Genomic DNA, 744 nt, shown 5'->3' with positions numbered 1-744 from the left:
ATCAAACAGGGTGTTATGGGCATATAAATCGCCATGGCATACTTTATTCGCGTGTAAATGCTCAAACACGTTTTCCATTTGTATCACTATCTTTTCAATTTGCTCGGTGCTTAAGGTAAAGCCTTCAGGGAAGGTATCACGAGTACAGCTCGTAAAGCTTGGCGGCAAGCCCAAATTTTTAAAGTTTTTAGGTATCAAGTTCATGATTAACGCTAAATATCCGTCTTCATTCACTTGTGCTAAAGAACGCACTAGGTTCTGATGATCGCCAGTCTTCAAACATGCCTGTAACTCATCTTCTGGGTAGCCGTCACTAGTCACTGTTCCTTTAAAAACTTTCACCGCAACTTCTGCTGGCAAATTCGTTTTATTTTTAGTCCACGTTGCTCTTGAAATAACACCAGAAGCACCTTGACCAAGCACATTGTGTAAGTTAAAGCTTGATGAAGGAAGTGATGGAACTGAGGCCATATTAAGTGTTGAACAACTGAAAGGATTGCCGGAAAAAGCAAACCATGCAAGTTTGGGTAAGTTCAATAATTGCTCTGGACACTCCGTTAGATTGTTTGCTGAAATACGCACTAACTCAAGGTTATTTAATTGCGCTAGCGTTAACGGCAGTTTGGATAATTTATTGCCGGCTAGCGCTAATTTTTGCAGTTGAGGACGCTCGCCTAATGAGTCAGGTAATGTTTCAATGCAGTTGTCGGTTAAAATTAACCACCGTAGTTTATCTGGTAAAGC

1 protein-coding gene is annotated in these 744 nt (G+C 40.7%); it reads right to left on the bottom strand.

The window, feature by feature from the left end:
* A partial coding sequence (locus tag H4J38_RS16880; RefSeq protein WP_182133655.1) for a leucine-rich repeat-containing protein kinase family protein occupies positions 1 to 744 on the bottom strand: 744 nt, incomplete at both ends.

The organism is Colwellia sp. BRX10-3 (genome assembly GCF_014077505.1).
Taxonomy (GTDB): domain Bacteria; phylum Pseudomonadota; class Gammaproteobacteria; order Enterobacterales; family Alteromonadaceae; genus Cognaticolwellia.
This window is presented reverse-complemented; position numbering and strand designations above follow the sequence as displayed.